This is a genomic window from Planotetraspora sp. A-T 1434 (assembly GCF_025420585.1).
Classification (GTDB): domain Bacteria; phylum Actinomycetota; class Actinomycetes; order Streptosporangiales; family Streptosporangiaceae; genus JAOEGB01.
The window spans coordinates 319,701-345,597 of record NZ_JAOEGB010000002.1 but is presented as its reverse complement, the minus strand read 5'-3'; the positions used below and the strand labels follow the sequence as shown (position 1 = coordinate 345,597).

Below are 25,897 nucleotides of genomic sequence, written 5' to 3'. Positions count from 1 at the left end.
TGGAGGGTCATCGGGCCGGAGGCCTAACACTGGGTGGCCAGTGGGGACCACACGCTGCACGGTTGGGTCGTTGTCGATGGCGTGCCCTACAGTCGGCACGTGCCGCCACTTGTCCCGCCCGCTTTGCCGCCCGGCTCGATGGCGGCGCTGACGCAGCCCGAGATCCGCGAAAACGGTGTGGTACTTCGGCCCTGGCGGCCGTCGGATCGGCCGGCTGTCATGGCGGCCTACGCAGATCCTGCGATCCAACGCTGGCACTGCCGGTCGATGACCGACGACGAGGCCCGTGACTGGATAGATTCCTGGCCGCGCCGGTGGCACGAGGAGACCGGTGCCGGGTGGGCCGTGGTCGAAGCGGGAGACGTCGCCGGGCAGATCAGTCTGCGCCGGATCGACCTGGTCGACGGCCTGGCGGAGGTGTCGTACTGGGTGCTGCCGGGCGCGCGGGGCCGTCGCATCGCCCCGCGAGCGCTGTCCGCCGTGACCGCGTGGTCCTTCGAAACGCTCCGGCTGCACCGCGTCGAGTTGCGCCACTCGACGGTGAACGTCGCGTCCTGCGGGGTCGCCCAATACGCCCGCTTCACGGCCGAGGGAACGAAACGGGGCGAGGCCCGCCATGCCGACGGCTGGCACGACATGCATCTCCACGCTCGCCTGCGCGACGACGCCTGACGTGGGACGAGCCGTGCGCCACAGTGGCGGATTCCGCCGCCGTGAGGAGCTTCCGTACGTCTCCCAAAAGGGTCCCCGAACGGCCGCACGCGCCGCTGTGCCGAGCCGTGCTGTCAGAGCCAGCCGCGGGTGGCGGCGTTGACGCCCGCCTGGAAGCGGGTGGTGGCGCCCAGGTCGGCCATGATCTCCGCTATCCGGCGGGTGGCGGTGCGCGGGCTCACTCCGAGCTGACGGGCGATGGCCTGGTCCTTCATGCCGGCCTTGAGCATCTGCAGGATGAGCAGGTCGCTCTCGCTGGGTTGGTCATCGGGCTGCGGACACCCGCCCGCGATCGGCTCGGCCCGCTCCCAGTAGACCTCGAACAGCTCGATGAGCGCGTCCAGGATGCCCGACGGGTGGATCACGGCAAGGCTGTCGTAGACCTCGCCGACCAGCGGCAGAAGCGCGATGCGCCGGTCCACGATCCGTAGCTTGAACGGAAGTGTGGGCAGGAGCCGGGAGTGCTCCCCGAGAGAGGCCAGCTTGACGATGGTCTCGAACCGGCCGGGGCGCTCCATGGACTCGGGACAGTAGACGGAACGCACCTCGACCCCCCGCTTCATCATCGCGAGGGTCTCCGCCGTCTCCGCCTCGTTGGTGTACGGCTGGCCGTTCGCCATGGGGCGATAGGGCGGCTTGTCCAGCACCCACAGGTGAGTCCTGATCGCGGGTGACAGCTCTTCCAGCCTCCGGTCGACTGTTTCGCGGCCCGAAAGCACTTCCACCAGGCTGTCGGGATCGCTCCTCAACTGGCCGGCCCGATGCACGTGGGCGAGGTCGGCCACTGCCGACTGCACCTCGGTGAAAGCCAGTTCGACCTCCAGCCGGCGCTGATTGAGCAACGCTGCCAGTGCGGTGTCCGGGCTGACCGGCTCGTAGTGGCCGCGCGTGTCACGCCTGACCACACCGAGCGCGCTGAGTCGCGCGAGGGCGCGCCTGACCCGGGAGGGTGACGCGCCGACCGAGACGGCGATTTCCGAAGGCCCCGGATCGACCTCACTGAGAAGCAGGAGATACACGCGCTCGTCGAACTCGCTGATCCCCAGTGCGCCCAACACAGGCTTGTTCCCCACGCGACGGCCTCGAAGAGGGACGAATGTGTCATCTTTCGCCACATGGCTAAAAGAGGCCACAAGTGTATCTAGACAATCATTAGTCGCACGACGTTCACTTTTCTCGCCGAACATCGGCGACCGCACGACGCGTGCCTAACCTCCGCGACGCGTGCCGGCGCCGCCGCGTCGAAGGGAGTCAGTCCGTCGCGTGCCGTTCGGTGATCTTCGCCGCAGAGCGGTGCAAGCCCGCTCTCGGCCTCTTCTCGCCCCCGGAGGAACAAAACGTGGCCTTCAAGTCACGAAGAACACATGCCCCCCACGGTGTGGCCGTCGTCGCAGCGGCTTTGGCGCTCGCGGCCACGATGACCCCGGCACAGGCCACCGCCTCGACGACATCCCCTGCCGAATCCCCGGCCACCGCGGCGGCGCCCGGCGCCGCGCCGTCCCCGGAGACGGGCTCTCCCGAGTCCCTCGCCGGTCGTTACATCGTCACCCTCTCGGACAAGCCGCTGGCGACGTACGAGGGCGGCGTGCCCGGCATCGCCGCCACCAAGCCGGTGCACGGCCGGAAGGTGGACACCACCACGGCCAACGCGAAGCGCTACCGGGAGCACCTCGTCGAGGAGCAGGCCACGGTGGCCGCGGCCGTAGGCGCCGAGTCCGTACGCGGCTACTCCGTCGCCACCAACGGTTTCGTCGCGGACCTGTCCGGTGTGCAGGTAGTGCAACTGATGAGAACACCCGGCGTGGTCTCCGTCGTCCGGGACGAGCTGCACCAGACGACGGACGACAAGAACTCCACCGACTTCCTGGGCCTGTCCGGCCCGAACGGTGTGTGGTCCACCCTGGGTGGTACGGCGAAGGCCGGCAAGGGCGTCGTCATCGGCGTCATCGACACCGGGATCTGGCCCGAAAGCCGCTCGCTGGCCGCGCCCGCGCTTGACTCCGCGCCGCCCTCCGCGGACGACCCCTACCGGCCGTACCTCCAGGGCGCCACGACCGTCATGCGCAAGGCCGACGGCGGCACGTTCACCGGGAGCTGCCAGACCGGCGAGCAGTTCGCGGCGAGCGCCTGCAACCAGAAGCTCATCAGCGCCCGCTACTTCGGGGACACCTGGCTGAAGCAGAACCCCCCCGCCAAGCGGGCCGACTACGTGTCCCCTCGTGACGGGCAGGGCCACGGCACCCACACCGCCACGACCGCCGCCGGCGACGCCGACGTCGATGTCAAAATCGGCGGCCGCGACTTCGGCAAGATCACCGGGGTCGCTCCGGGTGCGGCGATCGCCGTCTACAAGGCGCTGTGGCAGGGCAAGAACGGCGGTGCCACCGGCGGTTACTTGTCGGACATCGTCGCGGCCATCGACCAGGCGGTCGCCGACGGCGTCGACGTGATCAACTACTCGGTCGGGTCCGCCTTTGAGACGCCGGCCGACAGTGCCATCAATTTCGCCTTCCTCAACGCGGCCTCGGCCGGGATCTTCGTCTCCGCGGCGGCCGGCAACCAGGGGCCGGACACGTCCACCCTGGACAACACCATGCCGTGGGAGACCACGGTGGCGGCCAGCACCGTCGAGCCGTACGCGGGCACGGTGGAGTTGGGCAACGGCGCCCGCTACACCGGCGTCAGCACGTCGGTCGCCGCGACGGTGGGGCCGAAGCCGCTCGTGCTGGCGGAGTCGGTGAAGAACGCGACCGCCACGGTCTACGACGCGTCGCTGTGCTCGCCCGGCTCGCTCGATCCCGCCAAGGTCGCCGGGACGATCGTCGTCTGCGACCGGGGCGTCATCGCCCGGACGATCAAGTCCGCCGAGGTCAAGCGGGCCGGCGGTGCCGGCATGGTGCTGGTCAACCTGACCGACAGCAGCGAGGACGGTGACCTGCACAGCGTCCCAACCGTGCACCTCAACACGCCTCACTCGCTGGACGTGCGGGAATACGCCAAGACCGCCGGCGCGCAGGCGACCCTCGTCCCGGGTGGGGGGGCCATGCCGTACCCGCAGATCGCCGGGTTCTCCTCGCGGGGCCCATCCCTCACGAACAGCGGCGACCTGCTCAAGCCGGACATCGCCGCACCCGGAGTGTCGATCCTCGCCGCGGTGGCCCCGCCCACCAACGAGGGACAGGACTTCGCCTTCGAGTCGGGCACGTCCATGGCCGCGCCGCACATCGCCGGTCTGGCCGCGCTCTACCTCGGCGAGCACCCCGACTGGTCGCCGTCCGCGGTCAAGTCGGCGATGATCACAACCGCGACCGACACCAAGACCGCGACCGGTGACGCGAACACCGACCTGTTCGCGCAGGGCGCGGGCGAGGTCACCCCCACCCGGATGCTCAACCCCGGCCTGGTGTACGACTCCTCCGAGGAGGAGTGGCTCGGCTACCTCGAAGGCCGCGGCGTCCACACCGGCTCCGGTGTCCCGGCGATCACCCCGACCCAGGTGAACTACCCGTCCATCGCGTTCGGCCAACTGCTCGGTTCCCGGACCATCACCCGCAGGGTGACCGCGGTGACGCCGGGCGTGTACCACGCCAAGATCGACCTTCCGGGGATGAAGGCCACCGTCCGGCCTTCCACCCTGAAGTTCGACGCGGCGGGGGAGACCAAGGAGTTCACGGTCACCCTGACGCAGAAGACCGCCGAGTCGGGGGACACCACGATCGGCTCGCTCACCTGGGTCGGCGGCGGCGTCGCCGTGCGCAGCCCGATCGTGCTGACGCCGGAGAGCGCACTGGCGCCCGCGCAGATCAGCGGCACCGGCAAGGCCGGCAGCGTCACCTTCACGGTCACCCCCGGCCTGTCGAAGTTCCCGATCAACGCGTACGGCATGGTCTCCGGCCCGCTGACCCCCGGGTCGGTGTCCAACTTCGGCAACCCCGAGCAGGACTTCTGGACCACGGTGCCCGAGGACGCGAAGGCCGTCGAGTTCACCGCCCGTACGGACAACCCGGAGGCCGGGCTGACCGTCCTGGTCGCCCGCGAGATCGACGGCAAGCTCTGGTTCGAGGCACTCTCGGACATGGTCACGCCCGACGCCCGGGTGAGCCTGCCCAACCCGAAGCCCGGCAGGTACTTCGCGGCGGTCATCACGCTCGGCGACCTGCCCGGGACCACCTCGACGCCGTTCACCTTCCAGACGAACCTCGTCAACGGGGAGGACGGCGCCGGTGAGATCACCGTGTCGCCCAAGCACCCCAAGGTCACCCCGGGCGAGCCCCTGCAGGTGACCGCGTCCTGGTCGAACCTGCCCAGCGACGCCCGCCACACGGGCTACGTCGAGTTCCCGAACGGGTCGGGCACGGTCATCACCGTCAACTGACCCCGAGCGGCGCACAGGCCACACCCGGACCCCGGGTGTGGCCTTTTGCTTGTGCGAGGCTGGCTGCTCAGGCCGCTCAGTGTTGCGGGTGCAGGGAATTACCGATGTACATGGCCGCGAGCATGGTGAAGAGGAACGCCTGGAGGAACTGGATAAAGATCTCCAGGCCCGTCATGACGACGGCCATCGCCACGCTCAGTACGCCTATGGGCGAGCCGGGCACGGTGGGGTGCTCGATCAGGAACCAGAATCCGACCGCGCTGAAGAACGCCAGCAGAAGGTGCCCGGCGAACATGTTCGCGAACAGCCGTACAGCATGGGTGAACGGCGCGGTGACGAAGTTGTAGAGCAGTTCCAGGGGCGCGAACACCGCGATGGCCAGGGGCTTGGGCAGGCCCGGCGGGAACATCATCCCCTTGAAATATCCGGCGAGACCCTGGTGCCTGATCCCCAGATAGATCTTTATCACGTAGACGACCAGGGCGAAGACCACGGGAAAAGCGATGTGCGAGTTCACGGGGAACTGCACGGCCGGGATGACGCCCATGAAGTTCCACAGCAAGATCACGAAGAACATGCTCAGCAGGAGCGGCATCCAGCGGTCGGCGTCCTTGCCGAGGAACGGCCGGGCTATCTGGTCCCGCACGAACTCATAGCCGTACTCACCGGCGTTCTGCAGCCCCCGGGGGACCAACTTCGGCGTGGCGAACGCCGCCCAGGCCAGTGCGCACAGCACCAGCACACCGACGGCGGCGAACACCACCGGCTTGGTCAGCCAGTACGGCGCGCCGCCCCAGAGCGGGGGGAAATCGAACAGCCCCACATCCGGAGCCTTGAACCCGTCCATGGCGACGATGGCCGGCACGCTCACGGCGGCCCTCCTCCCGAAAAGCCCGAGGTCGAAACCCCGGGAGCGCCGGCATGCGAATACCTAGATGAAGGGGCGATGACGCACATCCTGAAACTGGGTACGCCGTACTCGGTTGCAGGGTCGACGATACTTACCCGGTACGGTGTACGCAATAGAACTGTTCGGTACGAGGCGATGACCGATGAAAACGCGCGAGAACCTGTGGATGCGACCCGAGCGTCCGGCCCGGGGACCGAAGCCGAGCTTCAGCCGGTCACGCCTGACAGAGGCCGCCATTCAGATCGCCGACTCCGAAGGGCTGGACGCGATCTCCATGCGGCGGCTGGCCACGGAGATCGATGCCGGGACGATGTCCCTCTACCGGTACGTGTCAGGCAAGGACGACGTGATCGAGCTGATGATCGACGCCGTCGTGGCGGACTACCTCCCGGTGGACACCGCCCTGTCCGGGGACTGGATGACCGACCTCCGGGCGCTGGCCCGGCACGCCCGGCAGACGATGCTCCGCCACCCGTGGCTCGCCCCGCTGGCGGCGACGCGGCAGCAGGCCAGCCCCAACCGGGTGCGGCTGCTGGACACCTCGCTCCGAATGGTCGACGGCCTCGGCCTCGGCGTCAACGAGATGCTGACCATCATCGGGACGGTCTTCGCCTACGTCCACGGGTTCGTGCAGAGCGAACTGGCCGACGCCGAGGCCCTCCGGCGCACCGGCCTGGATCTCATGCAGTGGATGACCCTGCAGGTTCCGTTCCTGCAGTCCGTCGTCGGGAGCGGGCAGTACCCCATGGTCGCCCGGATGCTGACGGAGGGAGGCCAGGAGTACACCGACATCGACGACCGGTTCGACTACGGGCTCGAACGCCTCCTCGAAGGCATCGCGGCCCGCCTCCCGCGTGGCGAGGGCGGCTCATCCCCTGCCGGCCGGTAGGCGATAGAGCGTCCGGACCTGCTTCCATACACGGGCGTCCAGGGTGCCCGCCTTGTTGCCGAACGAGACGGCGGGCACCCGGAGCGGCCCGGTGAGGTCGAGGAAGCTGTTGTGGTCGGCGTCCGGATCCCAGGTGCGGGTGGGGATCTCGACGTGGTCCTGGCGGTGGCGCTGGTCCTGGCTGGTGATCTTCAGCACCTCGGCGCCGTCCCCGTGGGTCCTGAGCACGACGCAGGGCCGGACCTTGGATCCCGGGCCGTCCTCGAAGGGGACGTCGGCCCACCAGATCTCCCCAGGCCGGGGCCCGCCGTCCGCGCCGGAAGCGCCCGTACGGCCAGGCGCCTCCGTACGGCCGGAACCCGCGGGACGCCGGGAAGCGCCGGTGCGCCGAAGAACACCGGTGCGGCGGGAGGCGCCACCGCGGCCGGGAGTTCTCGTGCGGCCCGCGCCGCTCCGGCGACCGGGCGGCCGTTCGGGGGCCGGGCGGCGCAGCCGCGACGCGACCGCGAGACCGAGGACAACGAGCGCAACCACGCCAAGAGCCCACCACACCATGGGGGCAAGCCTACGCCGGAAGATCAGTCGCGTGCGTCCCATGCGGCGAGGATGCGCGCCTCCTTCTCCGGGTCGATGCCGTGGCTCAGCATGGCCGACGCGAAGCTGCGCCGATCCTCGGGGATGTCCCTCAGCCACGCCCAGGTGTCCCGGACGGTCTCGGAGACCGGACGGCAGGTCAGCCCGGCGGCCACCGCCTTGGCCGACGAGGGCGTCCACGCGCCCGCCGTCTCCGGGGTGTCCGCCAGCCAGCACGGGAACTCGGTCCACTGCTCCACCCCCTGGTCGAGCAGGAACCGGTCGTCCGCCCACACCAGCTCGGCGCCGGAGCCGGTGGCCTCGACGCAGTCGGCCAGCCAGCTTCCGTACGTCGCGTTCCCCGGGATCCCGCTGGTCAGGAACCGGCCCGTGCCGCCCCTGGCCGCCTGGGCGACGGTGAAGGCGGCGATGTCCCGGGCGTCGATGAGCTGGATCGGCCGCTCGGGGTCGCCCGGGGCGAGCACGCGGCCTCCGCGCGCGATCCGGGTGAGCCACCAGGGCAGCCGGCCGACGTTCTCGTGCGGCCCGATGATCAGGCCGGGGTCGATGATCAGCGTCTTCCCGTCGAAGTGCTCCTCGACCGCCCGCTCGCAGCCCGCCTTGAGCACTCCGTAGTCCCCGTAGCTCGCGTCGGCGTCGGGCGGGCACTCGTGCCGGGGGAAGCTCTCGTCGAGCCCCGTCTTCACCGGCCAGTCCGGAAAGGCCGAGATGCTGGAGATGCACGTGTAGTGCCCCGCGTGCCCGGAAATCCGCCGCACCGAGTCGAGGACGACCCGGGGGGTGCGCCCGCAGACGTCGATGACGGCGTCCCACTCCCGCCCCTCGGCGAGCCGGTCGAGGTCCGCGCGGACCTCCCGGTCGCCGTGTACGGCATGCGCCCCCGGCAGGTCGGCGCCGCTCTTGCCGCGGTTGAACGTCGTGACCTCGTGCCCCTGGCCCAGCGCCTCCTCGGCGATCGCCCGTCCCAGGAACACCGAACCACCGATGACCAGAATTCTCATGAGGCCATCCTTGGCGAAGGCTCCGCGCCATGTCGCCGCGGTTTCACGGTCGGCGGACGTGATCCGCTGAGAGCGGACGGACGTGCTCCCTTACGGCTCAGCCGGTGCGAAGCTCGGGCACGGGCGTGAAGCGCTCCCGGTCGAGCACGTGGACGCGGGCCGCGCCGATGTCGAAGTACAGCCCGGTGAGCTCCAGCTTTCCGGCCAGCACGAGCCCGTCCACGAGGGGATGGGTCCGCAGGTTGTCGAGCTGCTGGATCACGTTGGCCCGGCACAACCGGTCGAGCGGCCCTCCGTCGTCCTCGGCGCCCTCCATAGCGACGAACCGGGCAAGGCTGTGCCGCCCGTGCCGCAGCCAGCTCCGCAGTGCGGGAAGCTCCGGGCTCTCGCCGAGCAGGGCGGCCATCGCGCCGCATCCCGAGTGGCCGCACACGGTGATCGTCCGGACCTCCAGCACCTTCACGGCGTACTCGATGGCCGCCGCAACCGAGTCGTCCGGCGGGACGCTCGACGCGCGCGGCACCAGGTTGCCGATGTTCCGCACGGTGAACAGGTCTCCCGGACCGCTCGCGGTGATGATGTTGGGCACGATCCGCGAGTCGGCGCAGGTGATGAACAGGTGCGACGGGGTCTGCCTGCGCGCCATCCGGTGCAGCAGCGGCCGGACCAGCGGCGCGGTCCGCCGCTGGAACTCCCTCGTGCCCGCCAGCAGATCCGGTACGGCTCTCGCCCCGCCCGAGGGGGCCCCGCACGTCTCGCCGTGATCCGCGGCGTCGCCGGCGCTCTGGCAGAGGACGGCGCAGGGAGCGTCGGAGGAGTCCGCGCGCGCCCCGTCATGGGCCGCATCGTGACGGGCCCCGTCATGGGCTCCGTCATGGACATTGTGATGGGCGTCGTCATACGCGCACTCGCCGCGGGCCTGCCGTACGGGATCGAGGGCGCGGCGGCGGTAGGCCCACGGCAGCCACCAGCGCTCGTGGCGGGGCGGGGTCTTGGCGGGGAAGAGACGGGCGCCGCTGACGGCCGCGGCGTACCACTCGCCGTGCAGCTCGTCGATGTCGACCGTGCCCCCGCCGCGCTCGTGCTCGAGCCGCCAGGCGTGCAGCGCCTCGAAGGCGGCGTTGTCCATGAAGTCGAGGTTCAGATCCAGCTCGACGGCCGCGCCCGGCGGGATGGCCCTCAGCGACTCGGTCAGCCGCGGCACGCCGATGAAGGTGAGGGAGCCCGTGACGACGATCCGCCAGCGCTCGCCGACCTGCCGCACGAGCACGGAGATCCAGGCGAGCCGACGGAGCGCCAGCAGCGCCGCGAGGCCGAGTCCGAGCGCGACGCCCTCGGCGAGGCCGATCAGCACGACCCCGCCCATCGTGACGAAGTAGATGGGCACCTCGCGGTGGCCCCGGAGGTTGCGGGCGTGGCCGAGGTTGACCATCTGCACGCCGATGAACAGCAGCAGCGCCGCCAGGGCCTCCAGTGGGATGAGCGCCATCACCCAGGCGAAGGCCGCCGTGAAAAGCAGCACCCACACGCCGTGCAGCACGGCGGACCAGCGGCTACGGGCCCCGGCCCGGACGTTGGTGGTGGTGCGCACGACCACGCCGGAGACCGGAAGGCCGCCCAGCGCGCCGGACACCAGGTTGGCCACGCCCTGCGCCGTCAGCTCCCTGTCGAGGTCGGCGCGCGGCCCGTCGTGCAGCCGGTTGGAGGCGACGCAGGTCAGCAGCGACTCGACTCCGGCGAGCAGGGCGACGAGCAGGACGGCGGAGGCGATGGCGTGCCAGTCGCCCTGCGGCAGCAGCGGCCCCTGGAGGGAGGAGAAGCCGCCGGACAGGTCGACCTTCGTGAGGTCCCACCCCAGGACGGAGGTCGTCACGGCGGTGATGAGCAGCGCGGCCAGCGGCGCCGGAATCGCGCGGAGCCGGGGGAGCCGCGCCCACCCGACGAGGATCCCGATGGTGACGACGCCCGCCATGACGGCGTGGCTGTGGTTGTGGATGATCTGCGCCGGCAGCTCCACGATGTTCTCCAGCGCGGAGCGCTGCGGCTTGCCGCCGAGCACGATGTGCAGTTGCGAGAGGGCGATGGTGACGCCCACCCCGGCGAGCATGCCGTGGACGACCGCCGGTGAGACGCCCAGCGCCGCCTTGGCCACGCGGAACGCCCCGAGCAGCACCTGCACCAGCCCGGCCATGAGAGTGATCATGCACGTGGCCCGCCAGCCGTACGTCTGGACCAGCTCGGCGACGACCAGTGCGAGGCCCGCGGCGGGCCCGCTCACCTGGACGACGGACCCGCCGAGCGCTCCCGCCACCACGCCGCCGACGACGGCCGCGACCAGTCCGGCCGCGACCGGAGCGCCCGACGCGACGGCTATGCCGAGCGAGAGCGGCACCGCCACGAGAAAGACCACGAGTGAAGCGGGCACGTCGTGCCGCAGCACGGATGTCCAGTGACTCTTCGGATTCGCCCGACTACTCTGCGCCATGAGGCGACCATATGACGGGTCGCCGGGCGATCAGGCAAGCTCGAAGAAAATCAGCGGTAATAGTCGGGATAGTCGGTGTCGGGGTTCCGGTGGTTGCCCCGGCGCGCGCCGGCCGAGGGTGACGCGTCGCCGTACAGCTCGTCGTAGGACGGCCAGCTTCCGCCGGTGTTCTGCTCCGGCCAGCCCGAGTTCTGCTCCGGCAATGAGGGGTGCTGGGGGTCGCCGTAATCCTGCCGCTGCTGGTCGGAGCCGTAGTAGCTCTGCCCGGAGGGGACGTCGTAGCCCGCCGACTCGTACGGCGAGACGGTCGGCGAGGGGCCGGTGGGGACGCCGGTCGCGGGGCTCGGCCCGGTCACCGCGTCGGATTCGTCGATCGTCGCCCATCCGGCGCTGACCTCGTACGACGAGGACGTGGCGGGGTAGGACGGGTCGGTGGAGTACTGGGGGTAGCCGTCGTAGGAGGGCGTCTGGTAGGTCTCGGCGTTCGGCCAGGACGACGCGCTGCGCGGGGGCTCCGGATCGTCGAGCACGTCACGGGCCGCCCATCCACCCGACGGAGTCGCCGAAGAGCCCGGAGACGCCGAGGACGGGGATGCGGACGAGGGTGGGGGCGTGACGGCGTACGACGAACCGGTGTCCGGCGACGCGAACGGACCGGTCGAGCCGTGGGACGCGCCGCCGGTCCGGGTGGTGTCGTAGGCGGCCCACGTGTCGAAGGAGCCCGTCGAGGACGCCGAGGCGTCGCCCGCGGGCCTCGGGGACGGCGTGGCATCGAAGGGCGCGGCGCTCCCTTGGGCCTCGAAGGGGCCCGTGCCGCGCGTGGCTTCGAACGATCCACGTGTGCGGCCGGTCTCGAAGGAGCCGGTGGAGGGGAACGGGCCCGTCGCGGGGAGCCCGGTGCCGGTGGAGGATCCGGTGCCGCCGACGGCGGTGAAGAAACCGGTGCTGGGTATCGGTGACGGCGTGGCCTCGAACGACGGTGCGTTTCCGGTGGCGTCGAACGAACCGGCGCCGCCCGGGACATCGAAGGGTCCGGTGCTCCCCGGGGCCCCGAACGGTCCGGTGCCGCCCGGGATGTCGTACGACCCCGTGCCCCGGCCGGTTTCGAAGGAGCCGTTCGCACGGCCCGCCCCGGTCGTGGCGTCGGCCGAGGCCGCGGAGCGACGGCCGGATCGGGCGGACCTGGTGGACCGGCCGGACGTGGAGGCTCCGGATCCGGCAGGCCGCGGCCCGGTGGTGAAGGGGTCGCTCGCCGGGGAGGAGTCCAGCGGCCCTGTGGAGGGGGCGCCCAACGTGCCCAGGATGTCGGGCGTGGGCGCGGCGAAGGTCACGGTCTTCTGGTCGGCGGAGGCGGCGGGCCGCGCGGGCCGCGCGGGCTCGACGAGGTCGGCCAGCCCGGCCGCGGCGGGCCGCTGCGGAAGAGCGGCCTGGACGGTCACGGCGTCAGGGTCGGCCATGGGGGGCCGGGAGTCCCCGGACGGGGAGCCGTTTGACGCGGAGGTCGCCGAAGCCGGACCGGCGGGGGAGTCGGCCGCCGACTGGGTGACCGGGCGCGGCGTCGCCATGCGGGCGGCGATGGTGCCGCCGAAGCCGCCGTCGTCGGCGCGCACGCGGCTCCAGTAGTCGTCGTCGTAGTCGTCGGGCTCGCCCCACTCGTCCACACCGCGCTTGCCGCGCGCTGCGGCGGGCTGTTTGCCGCCGCGCTGCGCGGGACGGGAGGCCTGCCGGCCTCCGGGGCGGGGCGCCGGGCGCGGGCCCGCGGCACGCTGCTTGGAGCCGCGGTCCGCGGGCTCCTCGAAGGCGTCGAAACCCTGGGGGAAGCTCTCGAAGAAGGTCTCCTCGGCGGGCCGCCGAGGCTTGGGGCCCTTGTTCTCGGCCATCGCCTTGATCCGCTCAGAAGAGAGAGCGCTCTCCCTGCGGTTCATCGACCGCATGCCCAGTGCCACGACGACGAGCACAAGGAGCACGACGGCGACGAGGCCCATAATGACCGCAGTCATAGCACCACCCTCAAGGCCATGGCCTTCCAGCGGCGCCGGTGAGATCGCGCGGCCATCGACGCGACCTGCCCCCTTTGATCACCTGCGCTCAGCAATTGGATCCGATTCTGCTTGACCACAATGACCGTTGTCACACCCTAGGTGAAGATTGGTGTAGCACGACTTCCTCCGGTGTTCAGCATGTCACTCGATGTTGTCCGCCGTGAGCCGTCCGCGAGCGATGGTGTGATCGGCGATGCGCTCCAGGGTCTCCGCGAGGGGGGCGCCCTGCTGGAGATCGAGTTTCGCGTTCAGGGCGTAGACCGTGAAACGGTAACTGCCGTTGGGCTGGCAGGGGGCCATATAGCCCACTTTCCCGTTTGTCGTCCGGCCCTGCCGCGCGCCCCTGGGGACGCCGTTCTCGCCCAGCTCGGTGGTGTTCGGATCGATGTTGAACACCACCCAGTGCACCTCCGCGCCGCTCTGTGTGTTGTTGTCGTCGACCACGAGCGCCACGGACTTGGCGCCCGATGTACCGGACCAGCGGAGCGGCGGATTGCCCAGCCCTCCACTACAGGAATAGCCGTGCGGCAGGGGGGCGCCGTCGCGGAACCGCGGGCTCGACACACTGATCACGTCGAGGTTCCTGGGCGATCCGCCGCCCAGGATCCCGCAGCCCGACGCCGCGAGCGTGACCGCCGTGATGGCGGCGGCGACTCGCGCGACCGGTGACTTACTCGGCGACCCCATGCCCGATGATGCTACGCGGATTGCAAAGGTGCCCTGACCCGATCGCGTTGATCCGTACCACGGCCCGGGTCCGCCCACGCCTCTCACCTGCTGTCGCGCCTTTTACGATTCGTCAAGTCCGCTGTCGCCGCGCTTCCGCGGCGGCGGCCGGAGCCTCCGCGGCGCGCGGAACGCTCCCTTTCGGCCACAATCGAGGTCCGGCCACAATCGAGGCATGAAAAGGGGGCGACTGTGGACACGGGCGTGAGCTTCGCCGTCCTGGGCCCCCTGGAGGTGCGCCGGGGCGGCCGGCTGATCGAGGTCGGCGGGCAGCGGCTGCGTGCTGTGCTGACGTTGCTGCTCCTGGACGCCGGGCGCACCGTCCCCATGGACGCCCTCGTCGCCGGAGTGTGGGAGGACAACCCTCCGACCGGCGTGGGCAACGCCCTTCAGGCCCTGGTCTCCCGGCTCCGCGCCACGATCGACCGCGGCCTCGTGGTCGCCGACCCGTCCGGATATCGCCTCATGGTGTCGCCGGACCAGGTCGACGTGCACCTGTTCGCCCGCCTCGCCCGGGAGGGCCGCGCCGCGCTGGCGGCGGGCGACACCGAGAGGGCCGCGCTGACGCTCAAGGACGCGCTCGGCCTCTGGCGCGGCGCGCCGCTCACCGACCTGCACCCGTCCGGGCCGCGCGTCGGCGTCGAGGTCTCCCGGTTGGAGGAGCTGAGGCTCGCCGCCACCGAGGACCGGATCGAGGCCGAGCTCCTGCTGGGACGATCCCCGGACCTGGTGCCCGAGGTCTCCCCGCTGGTCGCCGCCCACCCACTGCGGGAGCGGCTGCGCGGCCAGCTCATGCGCGCCCTCTACGGCTCAGGACGCCGGGTGGAGGCGCTCGCTGCCTACGAGGACGCTCGGGCCGCCTTCGCCGACCAGCTCGGCGCCGACCCGTCGCCCGCACTCACCGGCCTGCACCTTTCCATGCTGCGTGGCGACCTCGCGCTCCCCGCACCCCCGGATCAAGGGCCGGGCCCAGACCGTGAACCGGATCCGGGTCGGGGCCGGCCCGAGGCGTCTCCGCGGCCGGCGTTGGACTCGAGAGCCGTACGGAAGGGGAACCTGCGGGCGCGGCTGACCAGCTTCGTCGGCAGGGAGGAGGACGTCGAGTGGGCCGGGGAGCTGCTGGCGGCCCACCGCCTGGTCACCCTGCTCGGCCCGGGAGGGGCGGGCAAGACGAGGCTCGCGGTCGAGTCCGCCGAGGCGTTCGCGGCACGCCTTCCCGACGGGGCGTGGCTGGTGGAGCTGGCGCCGGTGCTCGACCCGGCGGAGGTCCCGCAGACCGTGCTCGCCGCGCTGGGCCTGCGGGACACGGGCCTGGTCCCGGTCCGGGCCCCGTCGGCGAGCCAGGTGCCCGACGCCGACGCGACCGGCCGCCTGCTCGCCGCTCTGTCGGGGCGCGCCATGCTGATCGTGCTCGACAACTGTGAGCACCTCGTCGGCGCCGCCGCGACGCTCGCCGACCGGCTGCTCGCGGACTGCCCGGGCGTGCGGATCCTGGCGACCAGCCGCGAGCCGCTGGGGATCACCGGCGAGATGCTGTGGCCGGTCCGGCCGCTCGACCTCGGCCATGCCGTACGGCTGTTCGCCGACCGGGCCGCGGCCGCCCGGCCGGGCTACCGGCCAGAGGACGACCGTGAGGTGGTCGAGCGCATCTGCCGCGGCCTCGACGGCATGCCGCTCGCCATCGAGCTGGCCGCCGCGCGGCTGCGCACCCTGTCCGCCGAGGTGATCGCCGACCGGCTCGGCGACCGTTTCCGCCTGCTCACCGGCGGGAGCCGTACGGCCATGCCGCGGCACCAGACCCTGCGCTCGGTCGTCGAGTGGAGCTGGGACCTGCTCGACGAGGAGGAGCGCGCGCTCGCGGCGCGCCTGGCCGTCTTCGCGGGCGGCGCCACGCTGGAGAGCGCCGAGCAGGTGTGCGAGGGCGACCCCGACGTGCTCGGCCGTCTCGTCGACAAGTCCCTGGTGGTGTTCGACGGAGAGCGCTACCGGATGCTGGAGACGATCCGCGCCTACGCCGCCGAACGCCTGGCCGAGTCGGGCGACGAGCGTGGCGTACGGCTGGCGCACGCCCGGTTCTTCGCCGAACTGGCCGAGGAGGCCGAGCCGCATCTGCGCCGCAGAGAGCAGGTGGAGTGGCTGCGGCGCCTGTCGGCCGAGCACGACAACCTCTCGGCGGCGCTGCGCTGGGCGACCGACCAGGGTGAGGCCGACCTCGCTCTGCGGCTGGTCGGCGGGCTCGGATGGTACTGGTGGCTGGTCGGCCACCGGCTGGAGGGCGCGCACCGGGCGGCGGAGGCCATCCGCGTGGCGGGCGACGGCGATCCCCTGAAGCTGGCCCTGGCCCACGCCGTCCACGGCATCACGTGGGCCGGAGGGGCGCTGACCCGGGACGAGGCCCGCGCGAGCCTGACGACGGCGAGCGAGCTCGCGGCGGCCGGCGCCGCCGGGCCGCCGCATCCGCTGATCGCGCTGGCGATGCCCGTCCTCGCGCTCTTCCTCGGGTCCGAACCGCAGGCCGCGTCGCATGTGGAGGACCTGCTGGGCCACCCCGATCCCTGGGTGGGGGCCGCCGCGTACATGTTCCGGGGACATCTGCACTTCAACAGCGGCCGGGTGGCGCAGGCCGAGGCCGACATCCGCATCTCGCTCGACGGGTTCCGCGCCGTCGGAGACCGGTGGGGGATGGGCAACGCCCTCGCCGCGCTCGCCGAGGCCAGCACCATGCGCGGCGACACCGCCGCGGCCATCCCGGTCATGCAGGAGGCGATCGCGCTCGTCAACGAGGTCGGCGCGGTCGAGGAAACCCCGTACATGTGGACCCGGCTCGCCATCGCCCTCAACGCGGACGGCGACCGGCAGGCCGCGATCGCGGTGCTGGACGAGACCGACCGGCTCTGCGCCACCACCGGGGATGTGATCGGGGAGTCCGGGGTGCGGCACATCAGGGGCGACTTCGCCCGCGAGGACGGCGACTTCGACGCGGCCCGCACGCACTATCAGGACGCGCTGCGGCTGCTGGACGGGCCGGGCCTGGTCCCGAAGCAGTTCGAGGCCACGCTCAGCACGTCCTTCGGCATGCTGGCCGAGCAGGAGGGGGACGCCCGCCGGGCCCGGAGGCTGCACGGGGAGGCGCTCGCCCTGGCGGTCGAGGCCCAGGACGGCCCGGTCGTCGGACACGTGATCATCGGATACGCCTGCCTCGCCGCTCTCGAAGGCGACCACGCGAGGGCGGCCGTGCTCCTCGGCGGGGCGGGCGCCATCCGGGGGTTCTTCGACGTCGTGGGTTTCGACCACGTCCGCGTCACTGAGGCCGCGAAGGCGGCGCTCGGGCACGGAGAGTTCACCCGGTGCCACGAGCGCGGCCGCGCGATGACCAGGGACGAGGTCGTCGCCTTCGCCCGGTAGGCCTGAGCCCCACTCCACCGTCGTGGCCGCCGCTCAGATCCGGTTACGGAAGGCACGGATCGAGAACGGGGCGAAGACCAGCACCAGCCCGGCGGCCCAGAGGAGCGAGATGATCGCGTGGGAGGCGACCGGGCCGCCCCCCAGCAGCCCGCGAACCGCGTCGGCGAGGTGGCTCACCGGGTTGACCTCGACCCACTTCTGCAGCCAGGTGGGCAGGGTCTTCGTCGGGACGAAGGCGTTGCTGGTGAAGGTGATCGGCATCATCAGGGAGAACATCAGGACCTGCACCTTCTCCTGGTCGGCCGCCTTGAGGCCCACGAGCACCGCGACCCATGACATGGCGAGGGCGAAGGTCACCAGCAGCGCCAGCGCTCCGAGGACGCCGGCCACGCCCATGTGGACGCGGAAGCCGAGGACCATGCCGAGCCCCAGGAACAGGGCGAACGCCCACACCTGCTTGAGGTTGTCGGCCACGATCCGCCCCGCCAGCGGGGCGGATCGCGCGATCGGCAGGCTGCGCAGCCGGTCGAACACGCCCTTCGTGATGTCGGTGTTCAGCCCGACCGCCGTGGTCATGCTCGCGAACAGCATGTTCTGCGCCACCAGGCCGGGCAGCGCGAACTGCAGGTAGTCGCCCGTCGAGCCGGCGATGGCCCCGCCGAACACATAGGTGAACAGCAGCAGGAACATGATCGGCTGGATGCTGAGGTCGATCAGCTCCATCGGGTTGTGCTTGACCTGCACCAGGCTCCGCCACGCCAGCGTCATGGTGTGGCGGAGGGTGGCCGCGGGGCTGACCCGCGGCGAGACGACGACCGCCGGAGCGGTCTGGGTGATCGTTGTCATTGCCTCTCCTCAACAGTGACGCCCGTGGCGCCGTGGGTCTCCCGCCGGATGCCGTGCGGGTCTCTGCCTAATGTGCTCACGCCGCGGCCTCCTCGGTCTCCGATCCGTCCTCGGCCCGGTGGCCGGTCAGGACCAGGAACACCTCGTCGAGGCTCGACTTGCGCAGCGACAGCTCCGCCGCGATCACGCCCAGGTCGTCGAGGCGGCGGACGATCGCCGGGACGACCGCGGGATCCCGCACGGCGGCGGTGACCAGGCCCCCCGAGAGGTCCGGCGCGGCGCCGAGGACATCGGCCACCACTCGCGCGACCAGGTCGGCATGAGCCGCCTCGGCGGGCCGGACCTCCAGCACCTGACCGCCGGTCGTCGCCTTCAACTCGTCCGACGTGCCGGACGCGATCACCTTGCCGTGGTCGAACACGATGATGTCGTCGGCGAGCTGGTCGGCCTCCTCCAGATACTGCGTCGTGAGCAGCACGGTCACGCCCTCGCGCTGGAGGTCGCGCACGACGCCCCACAGCTCGGTGCGGCTGCGCGGGTCGAGACCGGTCGTCGGCTCGTCCAGGAAGAGCACCGTGGGGTGCCCGATCAGGCTCGCCGCGAGGTCGAGGCGGCGGCGCATGCCGCCCGAGTAGGTCTTCGCGGCCCGGCCGCCCGCCTCGGTCAGGTCGAAGCGCTCCAGCAGTTCGGCGGCGCGCCGCCGGGCATCGGCCCTCGGCATGTCGAGCAGCCGGCCGATCATCACCAGGTTCTCCATGCCGGTCAGCGCCTCGTCGACCGCGGCGTACTGCCCCGTGAGGCCGATCAGCGACCGCACCTGGTGGGCCTGCCGTACGACGTCGAACCCGCCCACCTGCGCCCGGCCCCCGTCCGGCCGCAGCAGCGTGGCGAGGATGCGCACCGCCGTGGTCTTCCCCGCGCCGTTCGGCCCCAGCACGCCCAGCAGGCGCCCTTCCGGGACTTCCAGATCCACCCCGTCGAGCGCCTTGGTGTCGCCGTATCGCTTGGCCAGCCCCTCGGCCTGGATCGCGTATCTCATGATTCATCTCCGTTGCTCAGGTCACCCCCACCATGGACCACGGCACTGACAGTTCTCTGAGGGCTCGCTGAGGGCGGCTGACATGCTCGCCGGGGTGGATATCAGCCGCTGACAGATCGCTGACGGCCCTCCCGCGATCTCTTAGGGTGGGGAATGTGAGAGGTCCGCTGCGGGATCCCGCCCACCGCGTGTCGCGGCGTGCGATCGCGCTGTGGCTCGTGGAGGCGCTGATCGGGTTCGGCTTCCTGGTCGGCGGCGCGGCGCTGGTCGCGTACTGGATCGGTGGCAGCGACTGGGCGCTCGTCCCCGGCTGGCTGTCGGACCACGCGTGGCTGCTGCCCGTGGCCGTCGCCGTCGTGATGCTCCCCTTCGTGATCGTTGAGCCGCTGTGGCGCTATGCCGTCCACCGCTGGGAGCTGGCCGGGGACGTGGTCTACGCCCGCTCCGGGTGGCTCAGCCGTGAATGGGTCTTCGTGCCGGTCAGCCGCATCCAGACCGTGGACAAGGCCCAGGGCTGGTTCGAGCGCGTGTTGCGCCTGGCCACCGTGCGGATCAGGACGGCGTCCCACGCCGGGTCGTCCACCATCCAGGGTCTCGACTACGAGGTGGCCGCCCGCCTGGCGGAGGAACTGGCCCGCCGGGCCCAGGAGCTCAGGGACGACGCCACGTGACCGGCCCCGGCTCTCCTCCTTCCCGGCCCGGTACGGCACAGCCGGGGCGGCAGCCGTACGGGCAGGGGGCCGCGCGGCTGAGCCCGCTTGTCCTGCTGATCGACCCCATCCGGATGCTGCCCTCGCTGTTCCTGCCGCTCATGGGCGTGCTCGTGGCGGGCGGGTTCTCGCCCACGTCGTTCGGCTGGGCGGCGTTCGGCGTGGCCGGGTCGGTGCTGTACGCGGTGATCCGATGGGTGACGTTCACCTACAGCGTCACCGCTGACCGCGTGGAGCTGACCAGGGCGTTCGTCGGCCGCTCGGTCCGGACGATCCCCTTGGAGCGGATCCGCGGCGTCGACATCACCACCCCGCCTCTGCATCGCCTCCTCGGCCTCGCCGTACTGAAGATCGACACGGGTGCGGGCGGCGGGGACGCGGAGGGCGAGCTCGACGGGCTCACGATGGGGGAGGCCGAGCGACTGCGCGCCGTGCTGCTCTCCCGCGGGCCCGCGGCCCTTCCCCACCCGCAGGGAAGCCTGGCCCGCGACCATGCCGGGTCCGATATGCCATCGAATATCGGGTCGAATGCCGGATCGGGTGCCGGGCCGGGTGTTCCGGCGTTTCCGGCCGGGACCACCGCCGCTCATGTGCCCATCCCCGCCGCTCATGTGCCGGAGCAGGTGCACGCTCGCGTGCCGCGCTCCTGGCTGAGGTACGGCCCGCTGTCGGGGGCATACCTTCTGACCCCGTTCGCGCTGGCCGCGGGCGCGGTCGGCCTGGTCTTTCAATGGGGTGACGAGCTCGGCCTCACCGAACGGAACGTCAGGCGGGCCGTCGAGTGGGTCTGGGCCCATCCCGTCCTGCCGGTCGCCGTCGTCGTCGTGCTGGTGCTGGCCATGCCGCTGGCCGGTGGAATCGCGTACGCCATCTTCAACTGGGACTTCTCCCTTCGCTCCCGCGACGGGTACCTCATCGCCGAGCGCGGCCTGGTCACTCGCCGTGCGGTGTCGCTGGAGCTCCGCCGCATCAGGGGATACGAGCTGGTCGACGGGCTGATCGAGCGCTGGGTGGGGGTCGTGCGGCTGTGGGCCGTGGTCACCGGCCTGGGCGACTCCCAGACCCGGGGGCAGCTGCTGCCCGTGACGCCCAGGAAGTTCGCCGCCGCGGTGGCCTCTGAGGTCATCGGGCCCCTCTCGGCCCCACTGCGGCCGCATCCGCCGCGGGCCCGCCGCCGGAGGCTGTTCCGCGCCGTCGCGCCGTGGCTGGTCACCGCCGCGGTGGCGCTCGCGCTCGGATGGGCCGTCGTGACGCTCGCCGCTCTCGCTCTGGCCGCCGTCGGCATCCCTCTCGGGCTCGACCGTTATCGCTCCCTCGGACACGCGTACGACGGCACGCGGCTGTCGGTCCGCTCAGGATCGCTCCGACGGGCGCAGGCGGTGGTGGAGCGCCGCGCGATCGTCGGCTGGACCGTGCGGCAGACGCTGTTCCAGCGGTCGTCGGGCGTGCTGACGGTCGTCGCCGGGGTCGGCGCGGGCAGCGGCGGCTATCTCGCGATCGACACGGGGGAGGCTCAGGGCGTCGAGTTCGCCGCCGAGGTCACTCCCGACTGGATCCGTCCGTTCCTCAGCAAGCCGCCGTCATAGTTCAGTCCTGCTTCCGGGCTCCGAACATGATCTCGTCCCAGGTCGGGACCGAGGCGCGGCGGCCCCGGGACTTCCTCGGGCGCGGAGGAGCCGGCTTCGGAACAGGCGGTGCGGGCGTCTCAGGCTTGGCGTCCTTCGCCGTGTCCTTAGCGGTGTCCTTCGCGACGTCCTTGCCGGTGTCCCTGGTGACGTCTTTCACGGCGTCCTTGGCGGCATCCGCGGGAGGAGCCGCCGTGCTGCCCGACGCGACCTCGGCAGCACCCTTCGCGTCGCTCTCAGCGGCGTCGGGCTTCACGGCGTCCGGAGCGCTCTTCGCGCTGCTTCCGGCGATGTCCGCGGCGACCGTGGCGGCCGTGGCGGCCTCCGCGGAGCGGACCGGGGCGTCCGCGGCGATGTCCGTAGAGCTCTTCGCGCTGGTCTCAGCGGCGTTCGGGCCGGCGGTGTCAGTAGTGCTCTTCGGGTTCGCCGCGGCCATTTCCGGGGCACCGGTGACGGGGTCCGGGGCCTTCGCGGCGCTCACGGCGGCGCTGTCCCTCTCGCCGTCCCTGGCGCCGTCCTCGGTGCTGTCCTCAGTGCTGTCCGCGTCACTGGGCCTGGCGCTGTCCCCTTCACCGGGCCTGAGGCCGTCCTCGCCACCGTCTGCGGCGATCGTGGGCGTACGGCCGGCATCGCCCGGCTCGGCGGCGGGCTGTGGGCCGGCATCGCCGGTCGGCGCGCCCGGCGACACGGCGCCGAGCGCACCCTCGGACGCGCCAGGAATGGCACCTGGCGTCGCGTCAGCGGGCCCGTCGGCGGCGCGGGGCCCGGTGTCGGTCCGGCTCGCGGCCGCATCAGGTGCGGTGCTGGTCTGGCTCGCGGCTGCACCAGGCGTGGTCTCGGTGCGGTGGCCGGCCTGAACCTCAGCCGGGGTGGCGGGCGTCTCGGGAGCGGCGGACTCTTCCTCCGGAACGACGGTGGACGCATCCTGCCGACCGGGGGAGGAGAGCGCGTCATCCGCAGTGGGCGCGGTGTGCGCCTCCTCTGCACTGGCCGCGGTGCGTGCGTCGTCCGCAGTGAGCGCGGTGGATGTGCCGTTCGCAGAGGCGGTGACCGTCTCCTCCATTGAGGGGGCGGTGGACGCCTCGGCCGCGCTGGGGGCGGCGGGCTCCTCCTCCGCAGCGGTCTTCGAGCTCGCGGGCCGCTGCTCGGGATCCGCCACGGGGCGCAGCACTGCGGGGCGATCAGCGGCGCGATCGGCGGGGCCCGCCGACGTGTCGTGAAGCTGCGACTGCTGGGGAGGGGCGAGCCTCTGAACGACCGGCGTCGCCTCCGGCATGCGGGCAACGCGGGCGGCTTCCGGCTCGGTTGCGGGTTCCGGCATGCGGGGGGCAACCCGGGTGGCTTCCGGCTCGACCGGAGGTTCGGGGAGGCGGGCGAAGCGAGCTTCCGGCTCGGTCACGGGCTCGGTCACGGGCTCGGGCAGGCGGGTGGATGCCGCCTCTTCCGGCTCGACCACGGGGTCGGGGAGACGGAAGGGCACAGGGATCGGCTCGGGCCGGTACGCCGCGGGCTCTTCGTGGCGCGGCTCCGGCCAGGTGGCGGGCTCCAGCCGCGTGGCCTCCTGCCGGGCGGGCGGCTCGAGGCGTCCGGGCGGCTCGTGGCGCAGCGGTGCCTCCAGGCGTCCCGGAGGCTCGTGCCGTACGGCGGGCTCGGCGAGGGCGGCGGGCTCATGCCAGGCGGGGGGCTCGAAGCGCCCCGGGGGCTCGGCCAGGGCGGCGGGCTCATGGCGTACGGGGTCATGCCGGAGCGGCTCGTGCCGTACGGCTGGGAAGTCGTATTCGGCCTCCGCCCGGCGGAGCGGCTCCTGGCGTGAGGGAAGCGTGGAGTCGGGCAGCGGCGGCACGGGGGCGAGCTTGGACGCGAGCCGCGGCACGAAGGGGCGCACGGTCGCGTCATCCCTGGCCGGCTCGACGTACTCGGCCGCGGACAGGCGCATGGCCTCGTCGTCGTTGGGCGTGATGTGGCGGCGGCGGGGGTCGAACAGCCACTCGGCATGCCGGGTGTGCCCGTTCCAGACGAAGCCGAGCTTCACCCGCCAGAGGTTGTCGTCGCGCTTGGAGGAGTCCCAGTCGATCTCGTCGGCGGGGACGCCGCGCCGGGTCAGCCGCTCCGCGACGAGATCGCCCAGCGTGGGACCCGGCGTGTTCTCGCCGGGCATGCGGACGGAGACGCGCTGAGCCTGCTGAGCCATGTACTCGCGCTCCTGGAGAACGGGTCCCTCGAACCAGCGGACGCGTTCCACCGGGATTCCGGCGGTGGCCGCGATCTCCTCCGCCGTCTCACCGGCGCGGATACGAGCCTGGATCTCCTTGGGGCGCAACGGACTCTCCACTTCGATCTCGTACTGGCCGAGACGGGAGAAGTTGCCGCGGACCGCCGCGCGGAGCCGATCGTCGACGGGAAGCGTGAACCGCGTACCCCGCCCGGCCGTGGCCAGGACGAGATACGTACCGTCCTCACTTACCGCGACGAGGCGGAGCTCCTGCATGCGAGTCCCTTCGTCGTCGTGCTGAGTCTTCCCCCGGACCCTTGAGTCTCTCGCGTGAGCCGGTTGCCTTCCAGCACCGTACCCGGCATGTCCGAACATCGCCTCGCCCAGAGGCGGGGAGGATGTTGTGACCCCGGTCACATTGGTCTCGTTCACCTTGCTACAGACCGCCGGTCGAGGGGGAGCGGCTGGGTGCCTTGGACCAATTGTCCCGGATTTGCTCCCGGATTTGCCGCCGGATTTGCCGCCGGATTTGTCTCCGGATGCCGCCGGTCGCGGTGGCGGGCTCCGGTGAGGACGCGAGAGAGCGGGTCGTTGTTCCTGAGGTGGTGCGCGCCTTCTGCCCGTCCCGGAGCGGCGACGTGGTGAGCGGCTCAAGGGGCGACTCGGTGGGAGACGTCGGGGCCGCGGTGGCGGCCCGGGCCGCGTGAAGCGTCGGGCCGGATCCGCGAGAGGGGTTCATCTGCTCGTGCTCCCTCGAGGTCGAATGGCGCGCCGGGCTCAGGCCGCCCGTGTTCCGCAATGTGCCTGCCCCGGAGCCCGCCGACGCAACGGGACACGCCCGGCCAGCCCGATCAGGGGAACGGGCTTTACGCCACCGTGGGTTACCGCCCGCCGCCCCCATCCCCCGCGTGATCATGCGCGGATTCCTGATCAAGCCTGCCGACCTGGCCGAATGCCTTCGCTGATCATGCGCCTTGCCGGGGCGCATCCGGCGGCGTGCCGAGGACCCGGTCCAGGTAGTCGTTGGTGAACAGGCCCTGGGGGTCGAGCTTGTCGCGCAGCGCCACGAAGTCGGCGAACTTCGGGTAGACCGTGCGCAGGTAGGCCGCGTCGCGGGTGTGCAGCTTGCCCCAGTGCGGCCGGCCCCGGAGCCTCGTCATGATCTCCTCGACGCCCTCGAAGTAGGCGTCGTTCGGCGTCGGGCGGTAGACGTGGCAGGCGACGTACGCCGACGGCCTGCCGTACGCGGTGGAGAGCCAGGCGCCGGACGGCGGCGTCACCCTGACCTCGACCGGAAAGGTGATCTTCCACCCCGCCCTCTCGATCAGGTCGCGCGTCTCCCTCAGCGCCTGGGCGAGATGGTGGCGCGGTATGGCGTACTCCATCTCCAGGAACCGGACCTCGCGCACGGACGTGAAGACCTTGTACGAGCGGTCGGCGAAGTCCGACGCGCTCAGCACGCTCGCCGAGATCGCGTTGATGCGGGGGATGGCGCCGGGGAAGCGGGCGCCCACCGCGCACACGGCGCCGAAGAGCGTGTTCTCCAGGAACACGTTGTCCAGCCAGCGCCTGAAGGCTCCCGGAGGCCGGGCCGGGCCGGGGGAGCGGTTGTTCCGCTTGACCAGGCACGTGTCGGTGTGCGGCAGCCAGAAGAAGTCAAGATGCTCGTTGGCCTCGGTCAGCTCGTCGAGCGACTCCAGGATGCCGCTGAACGGCAGCGGTTCGCGGCGGCTGCGGAGAAGGAAGGCGGGCTCGACGCGGAACGTCACCGCGGTCAGGATGCCGAGCGCCCCCAGGCCGACCCGGGCCGCGTCGAACAGGTCGCCGTCGCGCACGGTCGCGAGCGTGCCGTCGGCGAGGACGATGTCCATCTCGAAGACCTGGTCGGCCAGGCCGCCGATCTCCCGGCCCGTGCCGTGGGTGCCGGTCTGGATGGCCCCCGCGACGGTCTGGGCGGTGATGTCCCCCATGTTGGCCAGGGCGAGGCCGCGCCGGTCCAGCTCCTCGTTGAGGGCGCTGAGCGGGGTGCCTGCGGCGACTTTGACCCACCCGTCGCCCGCGCCGAGGACGCCGGTCAGGGCCGTGGGCCGCAGCAGGATGCCGTCGGTGAGGGCCACGCCCGTGAACGAGTGTCCGGTGCCCAGCATGCGGACCCGGCGACCGCTGCTCGCCGCGTCCCGTACGGCTCGCGCCACCGCGTCCGCCGACACGGGCGTACGGACCTCCGAGGGCGTGATCGACTGGTTCCGCGCCCAGTTGACGAAGGCGTCCATGTTCCTCCTTGCCGGCGGCCTGCCCGGGCCCCCGCCAGGAACATGAACACTACT

18 protein-coding genes are annotated in these 25,897 nt (G+C 71.7%); 7 read left to right on the top strand and 11 right to left on the bottom strand.

Annotated elements, in window-relative coordinates; genetic code table 11:
- Window positions 1-138 precede the first annotated feature (138 nt).
- Window positions 139-672 (top strand): GNAT family N-acetyltransferase, encoded by a 534-nt coding sequence (locus tag N5079_RS04870; protein ID WP_261582289.1) that lies wholly within the window; start codon window positions 139-141, stop codon window positions 670-672.
- A gap of 113 nt (window positions 673-785) precedes the next feature.
- Here N5079_RS04870 and N5079_RS04865 read toward each other — a convergent pair whose 3' ends face one another.
- The gene (locus tag N5079_RS04865; protein WP_261582188.1) at window positions 786-1,769 is read right to left on the bottom strand and encodes a helix-turn-helix transcriptional regulator; all 984 of its coding nucleotides are present in this window, start codon (window positions 1,767-1,769) and stop codon (window positions 786-788) included.
- A 320-nt stretch (window positions 1,770-2,089) separates the two neighbouring features.
- Here N5079_RS04865 and N5079_RS04860 point away from each other — a divergent pair, with 320 nt between their 5' ends.
- Window positions 2,090-5,086 carry a S8 family serine peptidase gene (locus tag N5079_RS04860; RefSeq protein WP_261582187.1) on the top strand — a complete coding sequence of 999 codons (2,997 nt, stop codon included), beginning with the start codon at window positions 2,090-2,092 and terminating at the stop codon, window positions 5,084-5,086.
- 76 nt (window positions 5,087-5,162) lie between these two features.
- Here N5079_RS04860 and atpB read toward each other — a convergent pair whose 3' ends face one another.
- Window positions 5,163-5,957, bottom strand: coding sequence for a F0F1 ATP synthase subunit A (atpB, locus tag N5079_RS04855; RefSeq protein WP_261582186.1), 795 nt, complete (start codon window positions 5,955-5,957; stop codon window positions 5,163-5,165).
- Between the two features lie 181 nt (window positions 5,958-6,138).
- On the opposite strand from atpB, the gene N5079_RS04850 reads away from it, so the two are divergent.
- Window positions 6,139-6,885: a TetR/AcrR family transcriptional regulator gene (locus tag N5079_RS04850; RefSeq protein ID WP_261582185.1), complete on the top strand. Its 747-nt coding sequence runs from the start codon at window positions 6,139-6,141 to the stop codon at window positions 6,883-6,885.
- On the opposite strand, the gene N5079_RS04845 is transcribed toward N5079_RS04850, so the two are convergent.
- The 5 genes from N5079_RS04845 to N5079_RS04825 form a co-directional block, all read right to left on the bottom strand.
- The gene (locus N5079_RS04845) at window positions 6,865-7,419 is read right to left on the bottom strand and encodes a type II toxin-antitoxin system PemK/MazF family toxin (protein WP_261582184.1); all 555 of its coding nucleotides are present in this window, start codon (window positions 7,417-7,419) and stop codon (window positions 6,865-6,867) included. The two genes, N5079_RS04850 and N5079_RS04845, sit on opposite strands and share 21 nt — an antisense overlap.
- A gap of 44 nt (window positions 7,420-7,463) precedes the next feature.
- Window positions 7,464-8,480: an NAD-dependent epimerase/dehydratase family protein gene (locus N5079_RS04840; protein WP_261582183.1), complete on the bottom strand. Its 1,017-nt coding sequence runs from the start codon at window positions 8,478-8,480 to the stop codon at window positions 7,464-7,466.
- A 97-nt stretch (window positions 8,481-8,577) separates the two neighbouring features.
- Window positions 8,578-10,965: a SulP family inorganic anion transporter gene (locus N5079_RS04835; RefSeq protein WP_261582181.1), complete on the bottom strand. Its 2,388-nt coding sequence runs from the start codon at window positions 10,963-10,965 to the stop codon at window positions 8,578-8,580.
- 50 nt (window positions 10,966-11,015) lie between these two features.
- Window positions 11,016-12,965 carry a hypothetical protein gene (locus tag N5079_RS04830; protein ID WP_261582179.1) on the bottom strand — a complete coding sequence of 650 codons (1,950 nt, stop codon included), beginning with the start codon at window positions 12,963-12,965 and terminating at the stop codon, window positions 11,016-11,018.
- Window positions 12,966-13,148: 183 nt separating this feature from the next.
- Window positions 13,149-13,694 carry a YbhB/YbcL family Raf kinase inhibitor-like protein gene (locus N5079_RS04825; protein ID WP_261582177.1) on the bottom strand — a complete coding sequence of 182 codons (546 nt, stop codon included), beginning with the start codon at window positions 13,692-13,694 and terminating at the stop codon, window positions 13,149-13,151.
- A gap of 231 nt (window positions 13,695-13,925) precedes the next feature.
- On the opposite strand from N5079_RS04825, the gene N5079_RS04820 reads away from it, so the two are divergent.
- Window positions 13,926-17,138: an AfsR/SARP family transcriptional regulator gene (locus N5079_RS04820; protein ID WP_261582176.1), complete on the top strand. Its 3,213-nt coding sequence runs from the start codon at window positions 13,926-13,928 to the stop codon at window positions 17,136-17,138.
- 33 nt (window positions 17,139-17,171) lie between these two features.
- Here N5079_RS04820 and N5079_RS04815 read toward each other — a convergent pair whose 3' ends face one another.
- Together N5079_RS04815 and N5079_RS04810 are read right to left on the bottom strand one after the other, a co-directional pair.
- Window positions 17,172-17,984, bottom strand: coding sequence for an ABC transporter permease (locus N5079_RS04815; RefSeq protein WP_261582175.1), 813 nt, complete (start codon window positions 17,982-17,984; stop codon window positions 17,172-17,174).
- Between the two features lie 76 nt (window positions 17,985-18,060).
- Window positions 18,061-19,023 carry an ATP-binding cassette domain-containing protein gene (locus tag N5079_RS04810; RefSeq protein WP_261582174.1) on the bottom strand — a complete coding sequence of 321 codons (963 nt, stop codon included), beginning with the start codon at window positions 19,021-19,023 and terminating at the stop codon, window positions 18,061-18,063.
- 155 nt (window positions 19,024-19,178) lie between these two features.
- On the opposite strand from N5079_RS04810, the gene N5079_RS04805 reads away from it, so the two are divergent.
- Together N5079_RS04805 and N5079_RS04800 are read left to right on the top strand one after the other, a co-directional pair.
- Complete coding sequence (locus N5079_RS04805; protein WP_261582172.1) at window positions 19,179-19,694, top strand: PH domain-containing protein; 516 nt, start codon at window positions 19,179-19,181, stop codon at window positions 19,692-19,694.
- Window positions 19,691-21,319 (top strand): PH domain-containing protein, encoded by a 1,629-nt coding sequence (locus tag N5079_RS04800; RefSeq protein ID WP_261582171.1) that lies wholly within the window; start codon window positions 19,691-19,693, stop codon window positions 21,317-21,319. The genes N5079_RS04805 and N5079_RS04800 overlap by 4 nt, the downstream gene beginning before the upstream one ends.
- A gap of 1 nt (window position 21,320) precedes the next feature.
- On the opposite strand, the gene sepH is transcribed toward N5079_RS04800, so the two are convergent.
- The gene (sepH, locus tag N5079_RS04795) at window positions 21,321-23,846 is read right to left on the bottom strand and encodes a septation protein SepH (protein WP_261582169.1); all 2,526 of its coding nucleotides are present in this window, start codon (window positions 23,844-23,846) and stop codon (window positions 21,321-21,323) included.
- A gap of 263 nt (window positions 23,847-24,109) precedes the next feature.
- On the opposite strand from sepH, the gene N5079_RS04790 reads away from it, so the two are divergent.
- On the top strand, window positions 24,110-24,277 hold the full coding sequence (locus tag N5079_RS04790) for a hypothetical protein (RefSeq protein ID WP_261582168.1): 168 nt from the start codon (window positions 24,110-24,112) through the stop codon (window positions 24,275-24,277).
- 258 nt (window positions 24,278-24,535) lie between these two features.
- Here N5079_RS04790 and N5079_RS04785 read toward each other — a convergent pair whose 3' ends face one another.
- Entirely contained in the window at window positions 24,536-25,843 is a 1,308-nt protein-coding gene (locus tag N5079_RS04785) for a D-arabinono-1,4-lactone oxidase (protein ID WP_261582167.1), read from the bottom strand.
- Window positions 25,844-25,897: the final 54 nt, after the last annotated feature.